General features: G+C 55.4%; 20 protein-coding genes. 18 read left to right on the top strand and 2 right to left on the bottom strand.

The window, feature by feature from the left end; translation table 11 throughout:
* Nucleotides 1-189: 189 nt before the first annotated feature.
* From KF947_RS06085 to KF947_RS06070, 4 genes are read left to right on the top strand one after another with little or no spacing between them, the layout of a single operon-like run.
* Nucleotides 190-1044, top strand: coding sequence for a transporter substrate-binding domain-containing protein (locus KF947_RS06085; RefSeq protein ID WP_223288049.1), 855 nt, complete (start codon nucleotides 190-192; stop codon nucleotides 1042-1044).
* A gap of 8 nt (nucleotides 1045-1052) precedes the next feature.
* The gene (locus KF947_RS06080; RefSeq protein WP_133729782.1) at nucleotides 1053-1730 is read left to right on the top strand and encodes an amino acid ABC transporter permease; all 678 of its coding nucleotides are present in this window, start codon (nucleotides 1053-1055) and stop codon (nucleotides 1728-1730) included.
* Nucleotides 1727-2383 (top strand): amino acid ABC transporter permease, encoded by a 657-nt coding sequence (locus tag KF947_RS06075; protein ID WP_022522260.1) that lies wholly within the window; start codon nucleotides 1727-1729, stop codon nucleotides 2381-2383. Before KF947_RS06080 ends, KF947_RS06075 begins: the two co-directional genes overlap by 4 nt.
* Nucleotides 2364-3092, top strand: coding sequence for an amino acid ABC transporter ATP-binding protein (locus tag KF947_RS06070; RefSeq protein ID WP_227405740.1), 729 nt, complete (start codon nucleotides 2364-2366; stop codon nucleotides 3090-3092). The genes KF947_RS06075 and KF947_RS06070 overlap by 20 nt, the downstream gene beginning before the upstream one ends.
* Here KF947_RS06070 and KF947_RS06065 read toward each other — a convergent pair.
* Nucleotides 3089-4531 (bottom strand): YfcC family protein, encoded by a 1443-nt coding sequence (locus KF947_RS06065; RefSeq protein ID WP_227405739.1) that lies wholly within the window; start codon nucleotides 4529-4531, stop codon nucleotides 3089-3091. The genes KF947_RS06070 and KF947_RS06065 overlap by 4 nt on opposite strands.
* A gap of 247 nt (nucleotides 4532-4778) precedes the next feature.
* Here KF947_RS06065 and KF947_RS06060 point away from each other — a divergent pair, with 247 nt between their 5' ends.
* The 7 genes from KF947_RS06060 (at nucleotide 4779) to KF947_RS06030 (ending at nucleotide 11000) form a co-directional block, all read left to right on the top strand.
* The gene (locus tag KF947_RS06060; RefSeq protein WP_227405738.1) at nucleotides 4779-5609 is read left to right on the top strand and encodes a bifunctional allantoicase/(S)-ureidoglycine aminohydrolase; all 831 of its coding nucleotides are present in this window, start codon (nucleotides 4779-4781) and stop codon (nucleotides 5607-5609) included.
* 133 nt (nucleotides 5610-5742) lie between these two features.
* Entirely contained in the window at nucleotides 5743-6231 is a 489-nt protein-coding gene (locus KF947_RS06055; protein ID WP_227405737.1) for an ureidoglycolate lyase, read from the top strand.
* A 119-nt stretch (nucleotides 6232-6350) separates the two neighbouring features.
* The gene (pyk, locus tag KF947_RS06050) at nucleotides 6351-7826 is read left to right on the top strand and encodes a pyruvate kinase (protein ID WP_227405736.1); all 1476 of its coding nucleotides are present in this window, start codon (nucleotides 6351-6353) and stop codon (nucleotides 7824-7826) included.
* Nucleotides 7813-8589: a molybdate ABC transporter substrate-binding protein gene (gene modA / locus KF947_RS06045; RefSeq protein ID WP_227405735.1), complete on the top strand. Its 777-nt coding sequence runs from the start codon at nucleotides 7813-7815 to the stop codon at nucleotides 8587-8589. Before pyk ends, modA begins: the two co-directional genes overlap by 14 nt.
* Before the next feature lie 65 nt (nucleotides 8590-8654).
* Nucleotides 8655-9323, top strand: a complete 669-nt coding sequence (gene modB / locus KF947_RS06040) for a molybdate ABC transporter permease subunit (protein ID WP_088698967.1) — start codon at nucleotides 8655-8657, stop codon at nucleotides 9321-9323.
* Nucleotides 9316-10464, top strand: a complete 1149-nt coding sequence (locus KF947_RS06035) for an ABC transporter ATP-binding protein (RefSeq protein WP_227405734.1) — start codon at nucleotides 9316-9318, stop codon at nucleotides 10462-10464. The genes modB and KF947_RS06035 overlap by 8 nt, the downstream gene beginning before the upstream one ends.
* A 2-nt stretch (nucleotides 10465-10466) precedes the next feature.
* Nucleotides 10467-11000, top strand: coding sequence for a DUF192 domain-containing protein (locus KF947_RS06030; protein WP_133729790.1), 534 nt, complete (start codon nucleotides 10467-10469; stop codon nucleotides 10998-11000).
* On the opposite strand, the gene KF947_RS06025 is transcribed toward KF947_RS06030, so the two are convergent.
* On the bottom strand, nucleotides 10997-11851 hold the full coding sequence (locus tag KF947_RS06025) for a DMT family transporter (protein WP_133729791.1): 855 nt from the start codon (nucleotides 11849-11851) through the stop codon (nucleotides 10997-10999). The genes KF947_RS06030 and KF947_RS06025 overlap by 4 nt on opposite strands.
* Before the next feature lie 341 nt (nucleotides 11852-12192).
* Here KF947_RS06025 and KF947_RS06020 point away from each other — a divergent pair, with 341 nt between their 5' ends.
* The 7 genes from KF947_RS06020 to KF947_RS05990 all read left to right on the top strand — a co-directional run bounded on the left by KF947_RS06020 (nucleotide 12193) and on the right by KF947_RS05990 (nucleotide 17884).
* Nucleotides 12193-13080, top strand: a complete 888-nt coding sequence (locus KF947_RS06020; RefSeq protein ID WP_227405733.1) for a sugar phosphate isomerase/epimerase family protein — start codon at nucleotides 12193-12195, stop codon at nucleotides 13078-13080.
* Nucleotides 13081-13127: 47 nt separating this feature from the next.
* A complete protein-coding gene (locus tag KF947_RS06015) occupies nucleotides 13128-14027 on the top strand; it encodes a hydroxypyruvate isomerase family protein (RefSeq protein ID WP_133729793.1) in 900 nt (299 codons plus the stop codon).
* Between the two features lie 36 nt (nucleotides 14028-14063).
* The gene (locus KF947_RS06010; RefSeq protein ID WP_227405732.1) at nucleotides 14064-15752 is read left to right on the top strand and encodes a GMC oxidoreductase; all 1689 of its coding nucleotides are present in this window, start codon (nucleotides 14064-14066) and stop codon (nucleotides 15750-15752) included.
* Nucleotides 15749-16408, top strand: a complete 660-nt coding sequence (locus KF947_RS06005) for a gluconate 2-dehydrogenase subunit 3 family protein (RefSeq protein WP_133729795.1) — start codon at nucleotides 15749-15751, stop codon at nucleotides 16406-16408. Before KF947_RS06010 ends, KF947_RS06005 begins: the two co-directional genes overlap by 4 nt.
* A gap of 17 nt (nucleotides 16409-16425) precedes the next feature.
* A complete protein-coding gene (locus KF947_RS06000) occupies nucleotides 16426-17202 on the top strand; it encodes a DUF1080 domain-containing protein (protein ID WP_133729796.1) in 777 nt (258 codons plus the stop codon).
* Nucleotides 17203-17339: 137 nt separating this feature from the next.
* On the top strand, nucleotides 17340-17612 hold the full coding sequence (locus tag KF947_RS05995; protein WP_133729797.1) for a CopG family ribbon-helix-helix protein: 273 nt from the start codon (nucleotides 17340-17342) through the stop codon (nucleotides 17610-17612).
* On the top strand, nucleotides 17609-17884 hold the full coding sequence (locus KF947_RS05990) for a type II toxin-antitoxin system RelE/ParE family toxin (protein WP_227405731.1): 276 nt from the start codon (nucleotides 17609-17611) through the stop codon (nucleotides 17882-17884). Before KF947_RS05995 ends, KF947_RS05990 begins: the two co-directional genes overlap by 4 nt.
* Nucleotides 17885-17908: the final 24 nt, after the last annotated feature.

The raw sequence follows: 17908 nt of genomic DNA, 5'->3' as shown, positions 1-17908 counted from the left end.
CTGCTGTTCTAAAAAATGTTAGCCACTTCTGGTATCGCTGTTGCTATTAGGTGATCGGGTGAAACGAAAGTTTCTTTGTTAGATTTTATGCAACAAAGCTTTCACTCGCTCTGCATCCCTAGCTAATACCGCTACGGCTACTGACTGACCGACATGCCCTTGTCAGGTTGCTCTTATTAGGAGAACACCATGAAATCGCTATCGCGCCGCTTCAATCACTCTTTCTCTAACCAATTCAAACGCCTACAGTCCGGTGTCTTAGCCACAGGGCTGAGTGCCGTCGTTGCCCTCGGTGCTATTACCATTAGCCCAAACGTTCAGGCGGATGCGCTAGAGGATATCGAGTCACGCGGCACCATCCGGGTAGCTGTCCCGCAAGATTTCCCACCGTTTGGCTCAGTAGGTACCGACCTGCAGCCGCGCGGCTACGATATTGATATGGCCCAATACCTGGCTGATGAAATGGGCGTTGAGTTAGAGCTGATCCCCGTTACCAGCGCTAACCGTATTCCCTATTTGCAAACCGGGCAGGCGGATCTGGTGATCTCTAGCCTGGGTAAAAACCCTGAGCGTGAAGCGGCAATTGATTTTTCCGATGCCTACGCGCCGTTCTTTCTAGGCGTGTTCAGCGCCGATGAAGATGAAAGCGTAGATGGCCCGGAAGGCTTGGCCGATAAAACCATCGGGGTAACCCGCGGCGCCGTGGAAGATATGGAGCTTTCTGAGATTGCCCCGGACTCCACCACAGTGCAGCGCTTTGAAGATAACGCCACGACCATTTCTGCGTTTCTTTCCGGCCAAGTCGACTACGTCGCCACCGGTAACGTAGTCGCCGCTGAAATCGCCGAGCGAAACAGCGATCGCGCGCCCTCGCTGATTTATCAGCTCAAAGATTCACCCTGCTATGTGGGCATGAATAAAAACGAACCTGCGCTAATGGAAGAAGTGAATCGCCTGATCGCCCAGGGCCTGGAAGATGGCACCTTGAATGAGATGTCCCAGCGCTGGTTCAGTGCCGACCTGCCTGAAAACTTCGGTAGCTGAGGTTCATTATGGGGCCAACACTCGATTTTCTTACCCTGTTGCCCTACGTCAGTGAGCTCCTCAAAGGTCTTACCACCACGGTCATTTTGACCGTGGTGACCACCTTGACGGGACTAGCGCTGGCGGTGGCAGTGGCGTATTTACGCGTCAACGCGCAGCCATGGGTGCGCTGGGGGCTAGGCGGCTACGTCGAAGTAACCCGCAATACGCCCTTCATTGTGCAACTGTTCTTTATCTTCTTCGGGCTACCCGGGCTCGGCATCAAAATTGATGCCATTACTGCGGCATTCATTGCCATGACGCTCAACCTGGCCGCTTATAGTGCCGAGATTTTACGCGCCGGTATTAGCGCCACGGCCAAGGGGCAGTTGGAAGCCGGTCGTGCACTGGGCATGACCACGCTGCAAAGCTATCGCCATATCGTGCTGGTGCCTGCCTTTGCTCGGGTCTACCCGGCGCTTATTAGCCAATCGATTATCGTGATGCTGGGCTCAGCGGTGGTGTCGCAGATTTCCGTATTCGACCTGACCTACGCCGCTAACTTTATCCAGTCCCGCAACTTCCGCAGCTTTGAAGTCTACCTGCTGATCACGCTGGTCTATTTGCTCCTCGCCTTCGGCATGCGGCGCAGCTTTATGCTGGTGGGCAAGCGGGTATTCGCCTATCAGCAAGGAGAACAACGATGATTGAGTTCACCTTCTGGGACATTCTGCGCAACCTGCTGCTGGCAACCCGCTGGACCATTGTGCTGTCGCTGATTGCCTTTGTGGGCGGTGCGACGGTGGGGCTGCTGTTAACCTTTATGCGCCTCTCCAGCAACCGTTGGCTGCAGCGCTTAACGTCTCTTTATGTTGATCTGTTCCAAGGTACGCCGCTGTTGATGCAGCTGTTCTTGATCTTCTTTGGTGCTGCCGCCATGGGGCATCCGATCTCTGCCTGGCTGGCGGCTTCTATTGCGTTGACGCTGTTTACCAGTGCCTTCCTATGTGACATCTGGCGCGGCTGCTTGGAAGCAGTGGCCAAAGGGCAGTGGCACGCGGCGCGGGTGCTGGGCATGAACTACTTCCAGACCATGCGCCATGTGATTCTGCCTCAGGCGCTACGGCTTTCGATTCCGCCTACGGTGGGGTTCTCGGTACAGGTCATCAAAGGCACAGCGCTGGCCTCCATCATTGGGTTTGTCGAGCTGACCAAGGCGGGCACCATGCTCAATAACGCCACCTTTGAACCCTTCACCATTTTTGCCCTTGTGGCCCTGCTTTACTTCGCGCTGTGCTACCCCCTTTCCTGCTACGCGCGCTATCTGGAGAAAAAGCTCTATGACGCTGGTCTACGTTGATAACGTTCATAAAGCCTTTGGCGACCTGGAAGTGCTTAAAGGTATTAACCTTTCGGTTGCCCAAGGCGAAGTGGTGGCGATTATTGGCCGCAGCGGCTCGGGTAAAAGCACTCTGCTGCGCTGCCTGAATCAGCTGGAAAAACATGACAGCGGTCAGATCACCATTGCCGATAAGCAGCTGGATGCGGCGTCAATGTCGCCCAAAGAGCTGAGTGAAAATGTCGGCATGGTATTCCAAAGCTTTAACCTGTTTCCCCATAAAACCGTAGGTGAAAACGTCTGCTTGGCGCCGCTGGTGGTGCGTGGCGAGGAGAAAGCCGAGGTCGAGAAAGTCGCCCGCGAAGTGCTCGAGAAAGTGGGGCTCTCCGACAAATACGATGCCTACCCGGCGCAGCTTTCCGGTGGGCAGCAGCAGCGGGTCGCCATCGCTCGGGCGCTGGCCATGCGCCCCAAAGTGATGCTCTGCGATGAGGTGACTTCCGCCCTCGACCCTGAGCTGGTCGGGGAAGTGCTGCGCGTGCTCGAAGCGTTGGCAAAAGAGGGTATGACGCTGATTCTGGTCACCCATGAAATGAGCTTTGCACGTGATGTGGCCGACCGCGTGGTGTTTATGCACCAGGGGCGCATCCATGAAGAGGGCGCCCCCAGCGAGCTATTCAGTAACCCACAAACGCCGGAGCTAAAGCAGTTTATCTCTGCCGTACTCTAGCCGATCCACTGCGTTGCCTGGGCGAAAATAAGAAAGCCCAGGGCAATCACTATCCAGACGCAAAAAAGTGGGAAGAAGAATTTGACCCACTTTTGCCACGGCACGCCAGCAAGCGCCAGGGTTGCCATAAAGTAGCCTGAGGTCGGGTATAAAATATTGCCAATACCGTCACCCAGCTGGAATGCCAGCACTGCCGTTTGGCGGGTAACGCCGATGATGTCGGAGAGCGGTGCCATCAATGGCATGGTAACCAGTGCCTGGCCACTACCGGAGGGGACAATGAAATTGAAGCCTAGCTGGGCGAAGAACATGCCAATCGCCGAAAGCAGGGTAGGCAGGCCACCGACAAGGTTGCCAAGCCCAAACACCAGGGTGTCCATGATTTGGCCATCTTCCAGCATCACGGCAACACCCCGAGCGACGCCGGCGATCATGGCCCCGACTAATACATCGCGAAAGCCCTGGTTAAAGCCTGCGCATATTTCATCGGTATCGAGACCCGCAATAAGGCCAACTACGATGCCCATGATGATAAACAGGCCGGCCATTTCCATCATGAACCAGCCTTGCTGCAGCACGCCATAGACGAGTACCGCGAAGAAGGCGAAGGTGGCGACGGCAGCCAACTTCTGGCGAACGCTGGCGATTAAGGCAGGACTATTGTCAGCATGTTGATAAAGCGAGCGTTTTTCGGATTCGCTAGTGTCACTGCTCAGCAGGCTAAGCGAAGGTGTCTGGCGCACCCCGCGGGCGTAACGCATAACGAAGAAAATGGCCGCGGCCAACATCACCACAAACGCCATGACGCGCAAGCCATAACCGGAGTAGAGAGGAAGATCTGAGAGTTGCTGCCCAAGGCCGGTATTGATGGGGTTGAGCACCCCCGTGGTGAAACCGACCGTGGTAGCACAAAGTGCCACCGCCGCGGCGGTGACTGAATCAAAGCGCAAGGCAATCATCAACGGAAGGATGACCGGCACGTAGACCAGCGCCAACTCTTGGGTACCGATAACCGTCGCTATGAGGGCAAAGACCGTCATCAACACGGGGATAGTGAGCAGGCTCTGTCGCGCAAAGCGTCGCGTTAACTTGTCTACCCCTATTTCAATAATCCCGGTGCGCCTTAGCACCATGAACATACCGCCGATCATGAAGGTGAAAAAGACAACTTCACCTGCACTCATCAAGCCATTTGGAATCGCCAGCATAAAGTCGACGATACCAATCGGTGAGGAGGCGATCTGTTCATAAGAGGTCGGGTCAATAGTGATACGACCATTTGGGCCAGGAACACGCTCGAACTGCCCGGCAGGCACAAAATGCGTCGCTATCGCGGCCAAGCCGATAAATATGAACAGAACCGCGTAAATATCAGGGATCCGGCACCAGCTTTTCTTGGGCGTTGGGCTATCGGGGGAAGAGGGAGTGTGTTGGGACATGCTATGCCTCGCGTTTGTTATAAGTAGCTGACCTGAGCAGCGGTTAGCGGGCGTCACGCCGCGCCGAGGTTGCTGTTTTTTGACATGCTCGTATGATCTTAGAATTGTGAAACGAAAGTTTCTAAAGAAGTTACTATTGGGAGGAGTGTTTCACAAGGCCTTTGCTAAAGATCGCTTTATTGTGGTTCGCTAATCTTGTATACAAGATGAGTAACGTGTGTGTTTACTAAGTCAAATAGGTTTAAAAATGCCAGCTAACTACTACGCCCCCACCGGCGGGCACCCGCCGCAAACGCAAATCACCGCTGACCGTGCCGTGTTCACAGAAGCGTATGCGCTGATCCCCAAAGGCGTGATGCGCGATATCGTCACCAGCAATCTTCCCTTTTGGGAAGGCACCCGGCTGTGGGTGCTGGCGCGGCCGCTGTCGGGGTTCGCCGAGACGTTCTCCCAGTACATCATGGAAGTCCAGCCCCAAGGGGGCAGCGATAAGCCCGAGCCTGACCCTCAGGCGGAGGGAGTGCTGTTTATTGTGGAAGGTGAGTTAACGCTTACTTTGTCAGGCGAGCGCCACACCCTGCAGCCCGGCGGCTATGCGTTTATTCCCCCTGGCAGTTCGTGGCAGGTGCGCAACGAGTCTAACGCGCCGGTGCGTTTCCACTGGGTACGCAAGGCCTATGAGTTTGTGGAAGGGCTCGAGGTGCCAGCGGCGTTTGTCACCAACGAGCAGGACATTGCGCCTATCGAAATGCCGGGCACGGAAGGACGCTGGGCCACCACACGCTTTGTCGACCCTGCGGACGTTCGCCACGATATGCACGTTAATATCGTGACTTTCCAGCCCGGTGGCGTGATTCCTTTTGATGAAACCCATGTCATGGAACACGGCCTTTACGTGCTCGAAGGTAAAGCTGTTTACCACCTGAATCAAAATTGGGTAGAGGTAGAAGCTGGTGACTTTATGTGGCTACGCGCCTTCTGCCCCCAGGCCTGCTACGCCGCTGGCCCCGGGCCATTTAGGTACCTGTTATACAAAGATGTTAATCGCCATCCTGCTCTTCGTCTGGGTGCTCGTTAAAACTGGCTGCGCCAGCTTTTCAAGCAGGCAGCTTTAAAGGGTCGCGAGCTAAAGCTGCCTCCCACTAGTGCATTTATCAGGCTGGCAGTGGCTTGCCACGCTGAGTAACAAAGAACTTTAGAAGGACACAACAATGCTAGAACTAAAAGCCGAGCCGCTAACGGCTGACGCCTTCGCCCCTTTTGGCGATGTGATTGATGCACGCACCTCCGCGTCGTTTCCCATCAACGCCGGGCGCACTCAGCGCCACCATGATCTTGCCAAGGTGGAAACCCTGGGCGAAAACGCTCACACGCTGATTAATATCTTCGTGAGCCAGCCGATTACACTGCCGTTGGAGCTAACGTTTTTAGAGCGCCACCCCCAGGGCAGTCAGGCGTTTATGCCGCTGCATCAGGAGTGCTTTATTGTGGTGGTAGCCCCGCCGGGAGAACATATTAACCCTGCAGACGTGCGGGCTTTTGTCACCGATGGCCGCCAAGGGGTGAACTACCGCGCAGGCACTTGGCACGCCATTCAATCGGTGCTGGAGCGCGAAGGCGAGTTTTTGGTAGTGGATCGGGGCGGTGATGGCAATAATTGCGATGAGTTTCCTCTCGCGATCACCGTGACGTTGACTTAACCCCACCCCCTGCGTTGCACTGCTGTCATATAGAGCGCGTTAAACTGGTAAGCTAGGGCTACCGAATAGAGTTACTTAATTAAAAGTCACTACACGCTAAATTGCATGGTTGGAACATTATGAACGCACTGCACTTCTCCTCGATCCGTCGTACCAAAATTGTCGCCACCCTTGGGCCTGCCAGCGACCGGGAAGGCGTATTGGAAGCCATGCTCAAGGCGGGTGTCGATGTGGTGCGTCTTAACTTCTCCCATGGTACAGCGGATGATCACCGCCGCCGGCTAACCGAGGTGCGTGATATCGCCGCCCAGCTAGGTCGCAGCGTCGCGGTGTTGGGCGATCTGCAGGGGCCCAAAATTCGTATTGCACGGTTTAGAGATGGGGCTGTGGTGCTCAAAGAGGGCCAGCCGTTTATCCTCGATATGGCGCTGGATGGCGATGCGGGCGATATGCATCAAGTCGGCTGTGACTATAAGACCTTGTCCCAAGACGTGACCGCCGGTGATCGCCTGCTGCTAGATGACGGCCGATTAGTGCTGGATGTGGCCCGTGTTGACGGCCAACAGGTGCATACCACCGTGGTCGTGGGTGGCAAGCTCTCTAACCATAAAGGCATCAATAAGCAGGGCGGTGGGCTCTCAGCTCCAGCACTGACCGAAAAAGATAAAGAAGACCTTAAGACCGCCGTTGAAATTGGCGTCGATTACCTGGCCATTTCTTTCCCCCGCCATGCGGAAGATATGCTCGAAGCACGCCGCTTATTGGGCGAGGAAGGAAAAGAGATTGGCCTGGTGGCTAAAGTCGAACGTGCCGAAGCCGTAGCGGATGACGCCACCCTGGATGGCATTATCGAAGCTTCTGAAGCGGTTATGGTGGCGCGGGGTGATCTAGGCGTAGAAATTGGCGATGCCAAGTTGGTCGGCGTGCAAAAGCGCATGATCAAACGAGCGCGTTCGCTCAACCGAGCGGTCATTACCGCCACACAAATGATGGAAAGCATGATTTCAGCGCCACTTCCCACCCGCGCTGAGGTGTTTGACGTGGCCAACGCGGTGTTGGATGGCAGCGATGCGGTCATGCTCTCGGCGGAAACCGCGGCAGGCGACTATCCGCTGGAAACCGTAGAAGCCATGTCACGTGTTTGCTTGGGTGCTGAACGGGAAAAAACCGCCCAGGAGTCCGGTCACCGTATTCATGAAGGCTTTACCCGCCCTGACGAGACCATCGCGCTCTCCGCCATGTACGCGGCCAACCATATGACCGGCATTACCGCGATTGCCTGTATGACCTCATCGGGCTATACGCCATTGATCGCTTCGCGCATTCGTTCGGGTCTGCCGATTGTCGGCTTGGCGCATAACCCTATCGCCCAGCGTCGTATGGCGCTCTACCGCGGCGTCGTTTCGTTGCCGTTTGATACCTCCGAAATGAGCGCCACCGAGCTAAACGATCGTGCCTTGGAGCTGCTAGTGAAGACCGGCATCTCCAAACCAGGCGACCATGTGATCCTGACTCGCGGCGACCATATGAACGCCCATGGTGGCACCAATACCATGAAGGTAATGGAGATTACTGACGAGCATGCGAAAAGCTAAAGTAATCTATGGGTGGCTGCTAACCTGTTTGCTTCTGGTAGGCGCTCCCGCACAGGCGGGGGCGCCTATCGTGGCGGCGGCCTCTGATCTGCAGTTTGCGCTGACCGAAGCCGCCGAGCAGTTTCAGCAGGAAACCGGCCACGCTCTGCGGCTAAACTTTGGCTCGTCGGGCAACTTCCGGCGTCAAATAGCCCAGGGTGCGCCTTTTGAGCTCTATCTCTCTGCTGACGAGCGCTACGTTCAAGCGCTCTATGAAGAGGGCTACACACAAGATGAGGGCGTGATTTACGCCATTGGTCGTTTAGTGTGGCTGCAGCGCGCTGGGCTTGGTGATTTGCCTAACGAGGAGACGCCTCTTGAAGCGGTGCAAGCCGCGTTAGAGGCGGGTGCTTCTGAACGCATCGCCCTGGCCAACCCCGAACACGCGCCCTATGGCGTGGCGGCACAGCAGGCGCTTGAGCACGCCGGGCTTTGGGAGCAGACAGAGCCGCTGCGGATACTGGGCGAAAACGTCTCCCAGGCGGCGCAGTTTGCGCTCTCCGACGATGCGCGGGGTGGCCTGGTGGCTTACTCCTTGGCGCTGGCTCCCACACTAGGTGAGCGAAGTGAGTACGTACTCATCCCTGAGGATTGGCATAGCCCGCTTCGACAGCGCATGGTACTGACCAACCAGGCTGGAGAGATTGCCACGGCCTTCTATCAGTGGTTGCAAGAGGATGAGGGACAATCCATTTTGCGTAACTATGGTTTTAACGCTGAATAAGGGTTTTAACGCCGAATAATGGCTTTAGCGTCGAATGAAAATCGCTTCTTAATGGATGACATTTAATGGATTGGTCGGCGCTTTCGGTCTCGTTACGCCTTGCGGCATTCACCTGTCTCATCTTACTGCCCATTGCCATTTGGCTAGGCCGCTCTCTGGCCTATGCGCGTTTCCGCGGCAAAGGGCTATGCGAAGCGCTGATCGCACTACCGCTAGTATTGCCGCCTACCGTGCTGGGCTTTTATCTGCTGTTGAGCTTTGGCCGCGACGCGCCAGTGGGCTCGTTTTGGGCAAACATAACCGGCAGCGGGCTGAATTTCACCTTCACGGGCATATTACTGGCTTCCCTGATCGCCAATTTGCCGTTTGCCGTGCAGCCCATTCAGCGCGCCTTTGAACATGTGCCCCACAACCTGCGTGAAGCGGCCTGGTGCAGTGGTTTGAGCCCTTGGCAGACGCTGCTGCGCATTGAACTGCCCTTGGTGTGGCCCGGCATTATGTCAGCGGCAGCGCTCACCTTTGCCCATACGCTGGGCGAATTTGGTGTCATCTTGATGGTGGGTGGCGCTATTGATGGAGAAACCCGCACTCTCGCCATTGCCATCTATGATCGCGTCCAGGCCTTCGATGAGCAGGGTGCTGCACAGATGTCGGCGCTGTTGCTGTTGGTATCGTTTATTACCTTGGGGCTCGTCTATGGGCTGGCCGGGCGCAGGCGGTGGATCCGTGGCTGATTCGCGCATCGCAGGGCTAGGCGCAGGACTACGCGTAGCGGTCAATCAAGCGGGGCCGATTCCACTGGCCGCCGAGTTTGTTTGCCAACCCGGTGAACTGCTGGCGCTGGTAGGGCCATCGGGTAGCGGAAAAACCACGCTGCTGCGCACCATTGCCGGGCTTTATCGCCCCCAGGGCGGGCGGGTGGAGTGCGCTGGCGAGGTTTGGTTTGACGCCGAACGTAAGCATTCACTCTCGCCCCAGCATAGACAGGTCGGCATAGTGTTTCAGGACTATGCGCTATTTCCGCACCTGACCGCTTCGCAAAATATTCAACTTCCTCTGCGCCACTTGCCTCAACCGCAACGCCTTGAACAGGCCGAACAGTGGTTAGCCAAAGTGCGTTTAGACGGGCTGGGTAAGCGCTACCCCAATGCGCTTTCCGGTGGCCAGCGCCAGCGTGTGGCGCTGGCACGTGCCTTGGCCCGCGACCCCAAAGTGCTATTACTCGATGAGCCGTTTTCAGCGGTTGATCAAGTGACCCGGCGGCGGTTGCAGCGGGAACTGGCGCTGCTGCGTCAGCAGATCGACATTCCCATTGTACTGGTCACCCATGACCTGGAAGAAGCTGCCGCACTTGCCGATCAAATCTGCGTGTTACATAACGGTGCCAGCCTGCAGCAAGCCGCTCCCGAGGCGCTGTTTAGACGCCCCGCGTCACCTCTGATTGCTCGCTTGTTAGACCGGCACAACCTGTTTGAAGGTGTCGTCGTTGACGTAAAGGGCCAACCGCGGCTGCAATGGGGGGAGACGTACTTGGAAGTTGCCGAGGGGATCGTCGACCTGCCACTGGGTGAAACCGTGGCCTGGTATCTGCCGCCGTCGGATATTGTGCTCCATCGCCGCGACCGCCCTTCATACGGCGAGCGGGAGAATCCGCTGGCGGCCAAGGTAGAAGAGTTAGTGGTGCTTGGGGGGATTACGTCAGTTTCACTGCGCGTCCATCATGGCGATATGTTACGTTTCGATATCGCCACTCATGCCGCACGGCGAAACCAGTTAACCCGCGGTGCTGTGGTGAACGTTTCGCTACTGGCGGCAGGCATCCATCTGATGCCAGGCCATCAAGTTCGCGCAGATGCGCATGATAGAAGGAAGTAAACATGGATCCCACGCGTCGCACGCTGCTTAAGGCGTCTTTACTGTTCCCGATGGCGGCGCTGCTGCCGATGTCGCTACTCAGCTCCTTTGCTTGGGGGCAAGCGTCGGCGCAAGAGATGCAGACGCTGGCGCTGGCTATTCACAGCGAGAGCGGCCCGCATCGTCTAGAGGTTGAAGTGGCGGAAACGGCTTCTCAGCGTCAGCGCGGGTTAATGGGGCGTGAGAGCCTGCCCGAAAACAGTGGCATGCTGTTTCGCTTTGAGAGCGAGCAGTCGGCCAACAATGCCTTTTGGATGTATCGCACGCTGATTCCCTTGGATATTGCCTTTATCGATAGCGATGGGCGGATTGTGGCGATTAATACCATGCAGCCCTGCGAATCCTCCTCGCCGAGTGACTGCCCCTCTTATCCAGCGGGTGCGGCTTATCATTCAGCGCTAGAGGTTAACGGCGGCTATTTTGCCGAGCGCGGTATCAAAGTAGGTGATTGTGTTTCCATTCCTGACGAAGCGGGCTTCTGCCAGCCCGCAGATTAAGCCGTGCGACGGCGAAATCTGATCACAATCAGGGCAATACCTGCGACCACTAAGCCGCCACCGACGAGTTTATGCACGCCTAGGCTGTCGCCCATTAACAGCGCGCCTAGGCCGACCGCCAATACCGGTACGAGTAGCGTCATGGGTACCACGCGATTAACCGGGTGACGGCGCAACAGCGCGTACCATATCCCGTAAGCGACAATCGACGACATTACGGCGGTGTAAATCATCGCTCCCCAGCCCAACCAGCTCGCTTGTTTAATCGCCTGCCACTGACCGCTCTCAAATAGCCATGAACCCAGCGCTACCTGCGGCACCGCAAACAGCGCCACCCAGCCTGCCAACGCCATCGGCGCAATGGGCGGACCGCGCTTGATCAACAGCTGTGACACCGCCCAGCCCATCGCACTCATCAGTAAAATGCTTAACGGTAGAGGCGAAGGCAGCGTTGGCCCACCGGCTAGCACGACTACCCCCGCAAACGAGAGCAGCAGTCCAACAATACGTTTGGGGCCCAGCTTCTCTTTTAGAAAGATGACCGCTAACAAGGTGGCAAAGGGCGTGCCCATCTGTACTAAAAGCGCGCCGGTACCTGCTTCCGCATTCTCCAAACCAATAAACAGCAGAGCGAAGTGCAGGCTCCCAAAGGTAACGGATAGCAGGAGCAAAAACGGCAGTTGCACCCGTGCCACCGGGTAGAAGGGCACCAGCAGAATTGCGACCAGCATAAAGCGTAGGGTGGTCATCAATAGCGGCGGTAGCTCCGTCACACCGACCTTTATAACAATGATATTCAGCGCCCAAATGGCGATAACAAATAGGCCGAGCAGCAGGTCGCGTAGTGGCACATTGATGTCCGTTCGTTGATGTTAGTAGCTAGATGGAAAGAAGCGCCATTATACCAGCTTGGTAGATGGCAAAAATAATAGTGAAATGAGTTGCTGTTAAGCGCTACTACTATTCTATACCAAAGTATTAGGGCTTTGCTTTAATCGTCTATATGTTGTTGATAACCAATTGGTTGTGAATTGATTTAGGTGAGTATTAAGTATTTTTTGTCACCTTTATAGCGATGAAAAAAGCTGCTGACTTGCACATTCAACTGAGATGTTCTAAAAAAATGTAACCGATTACATTTTTGCGTCGGCGCTTTCACAACCTATAACAATCCAACAACAATGAGGTGGATATGGATACCCCGCTACGCCCAAAACGTTTGAGCTCACAGGCGCTGCTGGCTGCTAGCGCAGTGACGCTGTCAGTGCTGAGTGTGCCTGGCGTTGCCCAAGCTCAGCAAAGCAGTACAGCAGAATTACCCATTGCTGTTCAAATGTATACGCTGCGTGATTTTGGTAATTTGGAGGAGCAGTTAGCCGCCGTAAATCGGGCGGGAATCTCTGCCATTGAGACGGTGGGCACCCAGGAAGTGTCAGCCGAAGAACTCAACGCTTTGTTAGAAGAGCACGCGGTTGAGGTGATCTCAAGTCATGTGCAGCTAGACGATTTGCGCAATCGCTTAGATGAAACGGTGGCTTTCAATCAGGCGGTGGGTAACGACACCTTAACAGTGCCTTATCTAGCCGAGGACGCACGCCCTAGCGATGCTGAAGGCTGGCAGGCGCTGGGTGAAGAGCTAGGTGATATTGCCGCAACGCTCGATGCCGAAGGTTTCCGGTTGGCGTACCACAACCATGATTTCGAGATGGAAGTGTATGACGGTAAAACCGCGTTAGAGCACCTGTTTGATGCGGCTGGAGCTGATCTGCTGGCAGAGTTGGATATCGCCTGGGTGGCACGCGGTGGGTTTGACCCGGCTGAGTATGTCTCGCGTTTCGATGGCCAGCTGTTTGCTGTTCACGCCAAAGATAATGCACCAGAAGGCACCGCCGAAGAAGAGGGCGGTTTCGCCACACTAGGGAAAGGTGTACTGGATTGGGATGCAATCTTGCCCGCCATCGAGGCCACTGATGTTGAGTGGTACATCATCGAACACGATATGCCACTCGACGCAGAAGCGGTGATTACCGAGGGCAACAGCTTCTTACAGGAAAAACTGACAGCGCTTCGAGAAGAGTAATGCACGCCTAGGCCATCTCATTTAGATGACGAACGCGAGGATACTTTATGAAGCGCTACCTTATTGATCGGCGTAGCCTGCTGCGCCACAGCGTTACCGGTGCTATTGGCTTGGCCGCCCTGCCTCAGTTTGGATCTCGAGCCCTGGCTGACGATAGGCCTTCTCAGCGGGCACTAAAAGGCAATATCCATCATGCGGTCGCCCGTTGGACATTCGATTTTCTGTCTCTGGAAGAGCTTTGCCAGCTTTCAACCGAGCTGGGCATTACGGCGATTGATTTGGTGGGGCCAGAAGAGTGGCCTGTGCTTCAGCGGTATGGGCTCGACTCCTCCATGTGTAATGGCGCTGAGCTGAGCCTTGAAGATGGCTGGGGCGATACCCGCTTTCATACAGAGCTGATTGAGCGATACCGCCATCATATCGATCTGGTCAGCCAAGCGGGTTATACCAATCTCATCTGCTTTAGCGGCAACGCTCGGGGTATGAGCCCTGATCAGGGTTTGCAAAATGCCGAAACGGGACTGAAGCAGATTCTTGCCCAGGCAGAGGCGAAAGGCGTGGTGCTTCAGATGGAGCTGTTCAACAGCAAAATCGACCACCCCGATTACCTTTGTGACAACTCTGCATGGGGGATCGAGCTTTGCCATCGCCTCAATTCGCCCAATTTCAAACTGCTCTATGACATCTATCACATGCAGATTAGTGAAGGCGACGTCATTCGCACCATCCGTGAAAACTCCCATTTTTTCGGCCATTACCATACGGCCGGTGTGCCTGGGCGGCATGAAATAGATGACACCCAAGAGCTCAACTATCCCGCGATTTGTCGCGCTATTCGAGATACCGGCTTCAAGGGCTATATCGCCCAAGAATTTATCCCTGACCGGACTAGCCAACAGGCAAAAATAGAATCACTGCAGGCGGCTATTCATCGCTGCGACGTGTGATTCGACTCTAAAAACAACACAGTAAGGAAGATAACCATGCCAGATAATCACTACGATGCCATCGTGGTTGGCTCAGGCATTAGCGGCGGTTGGGCTGCTAAAGAGCTAACCGAGAAGGGGCTAAAGGTTTTGCTGCTTGAGCGTGGGCGTAATATTGAGCACGTAAAGGATTACCACAATGCCCATAAAGAGGCGTGGGATTACCCCCACCGTAATGAGCCAACCCAGGAAATGATCGCTAAACACCCCGTGCTCAAGCGCGACTACCCCCTTAACGAAGCCACCATGGGCATGTGGGCGGATGAACAGGCCAATCCCTACGTGGAAGAGAAGCGCTTCGACTGGTTTCGCGGCTATCACGTAGGGGGGCGCTCACTGCTTTGGGGGCGGCAAAGCTATCGGCTTAGCCCCATGGACTTCGAGGCCAACCAGCGTGAAGGCATCGCCATTGATTGGCCGATTCGCTATGAAGATATCGCCCCGTGGTATGACTATGTGGAGCGCTTTGCCGGTATTGCAGGCACCCAGGAAGGATTAGATGTTCTACCCGATGGTGAGTTTCTGCCGCCGATACCGCTTAACTGTGTGGAAAAAGATGCCGCCAAGCGTATTAAAGAGGCCTTTGGTGGGCAGCGCCATCTTATCCACAGCCGGGTAGCTAATATTACCCAACCAAAGCCAGAGCAAAACCGAGTCGACTGCCAATACCGCAATAAATGCTGGCTGGGTTGTCCTTATGGTGCCTATTTCAGCACCCAGTCCGCTACGCTTCCCGCGGCGGTAGCCACGGGGAATCTAACGTTGCGGCCGTTCTCGATTGTTAGCCAGGTGCTGTATGACAAAGACCGTCAGCGGGCGCGGGGCGTTGAGGTGATTGATGCCGAAACCCATGAAACCCACGAGTACACTGCCGATGTGGTGTTCCTTAACGCCTCGACCTTCAACACTACCTGGATTTTGATGAATTCCGCCACCGATGTCTGGGAAGGGGGCTTGGGCAGTAGCAGCGGCGAACTGGGTCACAACGTGATGGATCACCACTTCCGCTGCGGTGCCAGTGGCGAAGTGGAAGGCTATCTCGACAAATACTACTTCGGACGCCGTCCTGCGGGCTTTTACATTCCGCGCTTTCGTAACGTAGGCGATGAGGAGCGGAGCTATGTGCGCGGGTTTGGTTATCAAGGCGCGGCTAGCCGTCAGGGCTGGGATCGTGAAATTGCTGAGCTCAATATTGGCGCTGATTTAAAGCAAGCGCTTAGCCAGCCAGGTGGTTGGACGATCGGTATGACCGGCTTCGGTGAAATGCTGCCCGACCATGATAACCGCATCTCTCTTGACCACAGCATTCGCGACAAATGGGGGCTGCCGGTGCTGTCGATCAACGTTGAGCTCAAGCAAAACGAGTTCGATATGCGCCGGGACATGGTTCGAGATGCGGTCGATTTACTTGAGGCCGCTGGCGTGAAGAACGTCAAAGGCGACGTAGGCGATTACGCGCCGGGTATGGGGATCCATGAAATGGGCACCGCGCGCATGGGCCGTGACCCGAAAACTTCAGTGCTCAATAGCCATAACCAAGTATGGGATGCGCCCAATGTGTTTGTCACCGATGGCGCCTGCATGACGTCATCCTCTTGTGTAAATCCTTCTCTAACCTATATGGCGCTTACCGCTCGGGCGGTGGACTATGCCGTGGAAGAGCTCAAGCGGGGGAATTTGTCATGAATCGTCGCGAATTACTCAAAATGATCGCCCTGACGACCGGTACAGCCATGATCGGAGGCAAATCCCTATTTGCCTTTAGCGATGCTGGTCAGTCAGATCACCCCTTTAGCAGCCAGGATGTAGAGCTACTGGACGAACTTGCCGAAACCATTCTACCGAGAACCGATACCCCAGGCGCCAAAGATGCTGGCGTCGGGGAGTTTATGGCCCTGTTCGTCAGCGACTGCTATACGCCCTCAGAAAGAGAGGTGTTTTATTTTGGTTTGGCGCAGCTTGAGGCGCGCAGCCGGGCTGCTTACGGACGTGATTTTATAGCGCTGAGTGGTGAGCAGCGATTAGAGCTCATAACCGAGCTAGATCGCGAAGCGATGGCGCACGCCCAGCAACAGGCTCGTAGAGAGCAGCCAACCCCTGCTGAGGCACTGACCGCAGAGACCCAGACCGCGCAAAATCAAACGGCGGAAACCCAGTCATCCCAGGAGCACGCGGATAGCGAGGAAGCGCTTCCACACTACTTCACCATGATGAAGCAGTTAACGCTGTTTGGCTTCTTCACCTCAGAAGTTGGCGCGACGGAGGTCTTGCGCTACGAAGCGGTGCCAGGCCGCTACGATGGCTGCGCGCCTTATAACGGCGAGCCTGCTTGGGCCACATAATGGAAAGGAGAGCATTGATGAACTATCAATACACCCAGGCACTCTGCTTATTGGCTTGTGGCAGTTTGTTGGCATTCGACAGTGCGGCTCAGGAGGGCGGCTCGGATAAGTCGCTGACACCCGAACAGCAATCCACCAAAACCGAAGTGTGGGAGCCGGTGCCCCCTTCAGTTTCGGTGCCTGAGACGGGCGTTCCCTCCGATTCGATCGTGCTATTCGATGGCGCCGACTTAGACGCGTGGGAAGCTGAAGAGGGCGGGCCTGCCGAGTGGCACGTGGAAGACGGCGTGATGACGGTGAATCGCGGCGCGGGAGGAATTCGCACACGCCAGGATTTCTGCGATGTGCAGCTCTACTTGGAGTGGCGAGCACCGGCCGATATCGATGGCATGGAGGGCCAAGATCGTGGCAATAGCGGCGTTTTTTTACAGGAGCGCTATGAAATCCAAGTGCTGGACTCCTACGATAACCCGACCTATCCCAACGGCCAGGCGGCATCCATCTACAAACAGCATATTCCGTTAGTCAACGCATCGCGCCCGCCCGGTGAGTGGCAGAGCTATAACATTCTCTACACCGCGCCACGTTTTGATGATGAAGGCGCCCTTGAATCACCTGCCTACATCACCGTGCTGCATAACGGTGTAGTGGTTCAGCACCATGCTGAAGTGCAAGGCACCACTGAGTGGATTGGCAAACCCAATTACGACGAAGCCCACGGCTGCGCGCCCATTTACCTGCAGGATCATGATGCGGACGTTAGCTTTCGGAATGTCTGGGTGAGAGAGTTATAGCAGAGCGCTGATAAGCACCCTAAGCGAGCAAGCCCAGTCTTCTGATGCTAGACGGTATCGGGGGGCTGGGCTTTTTTGTACCGCTCTTATTGACTATGCTGTAATACATTGTAGTCATCAGGGTTGAGGGTATAGATATGGGTGTCACTACTGTTCGTCTTCAGGCGGATGTTGAACAGCATCTGGAAGCTATCGCTGGCAGGCTCCACCGGAGCAAAGGCTGGGTGATCAACCAGGCGTTATCGGAATACATCGAGAAACAACAGCTCGAGCAAGAGCGTTGGACGCAAACGCTGGAGGCAATGGAGTCTGCCGCACAGGGGAAGGTGGTTGATAGCAGCGAGGTGCATCGTTGGCTCAATAGCTGGGGAACGGAAAATGAGCAGGATGCGCCGAGGTCGGGTAGGTGAAACTGGTTTACACGGATGAAGCCATTGAAGATTTGCAGCGCCTTAGAGAGTTCATCGCTATTCATAATCCTTCTGCAGCAGGCAGGATAGCTGCAGAGCTGGTCGGTAAAATCGACTTACTGCCAGACTTCCCCAAAATGGGAACGCCTGTTGAAATGGCACCGGATTCTGTTCGTGACATGGTCTTTGGTAAGTACGTTATCCGCTATTCAGTGCATGCGAGCGTCATCATTATTTTGCGGGTATGGCACGAACTGGAAGGTGAGCGTTAGCCATTAAGCCAACTGCGATCCCCG

Source organism: Halomonas sp. FeN2 (assembly GCF_020595105.1).
Lineage (GTDB): Bacteria > Pseudomonadota > Gammaproteobacteria > Pseudomonadales > Halomonadaceae > Vreelandella > Vreelandella neptunia.
Note: the sequence above shows the minus strand (reverse complement) of the source record. Positions and strands in the feature narration are given on the sequence as shown.

What these genes read in the sequence shown, in the direction of transcription:
- KF947_RS06085 (WP_223288049.1), top strand. Translation starts at nt 190, where the DNA reads ATGAAATCGCTATCGCGCCGCTTCAATCACTCTTTCTCTAACCAATTC.
- KF947_RS06080 (WP_133729782.1), top strand. Translation starts at nt 1,053, where the DNA reads ATGGGGCCAACACTCGATTTTCTTACCCTGTTGCCCTACGTCAGTGAG.
- KF947_RS06075 (WP_022522260.1), top strand. Translation starts at nt 1,727, where the DNA reads ATGATTGAGTTCACCTTCTGGGACATTCTGCGCAACCTGCTGCTGGCA.
- KF947_RS06070 (WP_227405740.1), top strand. Translation starts at nt 2,364, where the DNA reads ATGACGCTGGTCTACGTTGATAACGTTCATAAAGCCTTTGGCGACCTG.
- KF947_RS06065 (WP_227405739.1), bottom strand. Translation starts at nt 4,531, where the DNA reads ATGTCCCAACACACTCCCTCTTCCCCCGATAGCCCAACGCCCAAGAAA.
- KF947_RS06060 (WP_227405738.1), top strand. Translation starts at nt 4,779, where the DNA reads ATGCCAGCTAACTACTACGCCCCCACCGGCGGGCACCCGCCGCAAACG.
- KF947_RS06055 (WP_227405737.1), top strand. Translation starts at nt 5,743, where the DNA reads ATGCTAGAACTAAAAGCCGAGCCGCTAACGGCTGACGCCTTCGCCCCT.
- pyk (WP_227405736.1), top strand. Translation starts at nt 6,351, where the DNA reads ATGAACGCACTGCACTTCTCCTCGATCCGTCGTACCAAAATTGTCGCC.
- modA (WP_227405735.1), top strand. Translation starts at nt 7,813, where the DNA reads ATGCGAAAAGCTAAAGTAATCTATGGGTGGCTGCTAACCTGTTTGCTT.
- modB (WP_088698967.1), top strand. Translation starts at nt 8,655, where the DNA reads ATGGATTGGTCGGCGCTTTCGGTCTCGTTACGCCTTGCGGCATTCACC.
- KF947_RS06030 (WP_133729790.1), top strand. Translation starts at nt 10,467, where the DNA reads ATGGATCCCACGCGTCGCACGCTGCTTAAGGCGTCTTTACTGTTCCCG.
- KF947_RS06020 (WP_227405733.1), top strand. Translation starts at nt 12,193, where the DNA reads ATGGATACCCCGCTACGCCCAAAACGTTTGAGCTCACAGGCGCTGCTG.
- KF947_RS06015 (WP_133729793.1), top strand. Translation starts at nt 13,128, where the DNA reads ATGAAGCGCTACCTTATTGATCGGCGTAGCCTGCTGCGCCACAGCGTT.
- KF947_RS06010 (WP_227405732.1), top strand. Translation starts at nt 14,064, where the DNA reads ATGCCAGATAATCACTACGATGCCATCGTGGTTGGCTCAGGCATTAGC.
- KF947_RS06005 (WP_133729795.1), top strand. Translation starts at nt 15,749, where the DNA reads ATGAATCGTCGCGAATTACTCAAAATGATCGCCCTGACGACCGGTACA.
- KF947_RS06000 (WP_133729796.1), top strand. Translation starts at nt 16,426, where the DNA reads ATGAACTATCAATACACCCAGGCACTCTGCTTATTGGCTTGTGGCAGT.
- KF947_RS05995 (WP_133729797.1), top strand. Translation starts at nt 17,340, where the DNA reads ATGGGTGTCACTACTGTTCGTCTTCAGGCGGATGTTGAACAGCATCTG.